This window comes from Streptomyces sp. NPDC051020, assembly GCF_040683105.1.
In the GTDB taxonomy this organism is placed as follows: Bacteria; Actinomycetota; Actinomycetes; order Streptomycetales; family Streptomycetaceae; genus Streptomyces.
This window is the reverse complement of the sequence record NZ_JBFBCG010000238.1, coordinates 1-1,190: the sequence shown is the minus strand read 5'-3', so window position 1 is coordinate 1,190 and position 1,190 is coordinate 1. Positions and strand designations below refer to the sequence as shown.

General features: G+C 67.9%; 1 protein-coding gene. It reads left to right on the top strand.

Annotated elements, in window-relative coordinates:
• Positions 1-779, top strand: a 779-nt coding sequence (locus AB0N06_RS38940; RefSeq protein ID WP_366139384.1) for a serine hydrolase domain-containing protein, incomplete at its 5' end; no start/stop codon positions are given.
• Positions 780-1,190: the final 411 nt, after the last annotated feature.

The window sequence follows — 1,190 nt, the reverse complement described above, 5'->3', positions numbered from 1 at the left end:
CCTACCTGCCCGGCCTGCTGCGCGGTGAGGGGATCGACGGACGCCACATCACCATCCGCCAACTCCTCCAGCACACCAGCGGCCTGCCCGAATACTTGGACAAGGGCGCGATCCTTGAGGATCGGCAGAGGTACTACGAGCCGCGCGAGCTCCTCGACAGCGCACTCGCACAGAAGGCTCACTTCTCCCCGGGCGCGAAGTGGGAGTACAACAACACGAACTACCTGGTCGCGGGCCTGATCATCCAGAAGGTCACCGGCCGCCCGCTGGGCGAGGAGATCAACCGGCGCGTCGTCGACCGCATCGGACTGCGCCACACCTACTTCCCCACCCCCGGAGACATGACCATCGACGAGCCCCACCCCAAGGGCTATCACCGGGACACGGCCGACTCGCCCTGGAGCGAGGTCACCGAACTCGACCCGTCGTGGGGCTGGGCCGCGGGCGCGGTGATCTCCACCAACAGCGACCTCAACCGCTTCTACAGCGCCCTCCTCGACGGCGAACTCCTGCCTCCGGCTCAGCTCGCCCAGATGCGCACCACCGTCCCCGCAGAGATGGCCGGCCCGGGTATCAGTTATGGACTGGGCCTGTTCAAGAGGCCGCTGCCGTGCGGCGGCGTCTACTGGGGCCATGGCGGCACCATTCCGGGATACACCACCTTGGGAGGTGTCACGGAGAACGGCCGTGCGGTCAACATCGCACTGACCGCCATCCCGACCGACAGCGCCACCGAACAGCACGCGGAGGCCGCCGTCGGAACGACCCTCTGCCGCTGAAAGCCTCACCGACCCAACCGGAAAACCGCAGCTCCCGCCCCGCGGCCGCAGACGCCCGATGAGGTCGGGTCGGGCCGGCGGGCGGGAACCCTGCCGCCATCGGCGCTCGACGGTATCGGTCGCCGGTCCCGCTCGCGGGAACGGCGACCGATACCCCGGCGGGCCCGTGCTCACAAGCGTCGCCAGGTCACCAGAGCGACGGCCCGTCCGACTTTGCCCCACATCTCGCAAGAGCCCGTATCCGGTCCCGGAGTCAGAATCCGCCACCTTCACCGAGGCGCGTACCGACTCACGCTTCGATCGCTCTTCACTGTCACGACAGGAGTTGTTCCATGTACGCACGTGTATCGCCGAGGTTTCGTCCCACGCTTTCGCGAGGTGGCCGGCGTAAGGCCTTGCTGGCCGTGACCG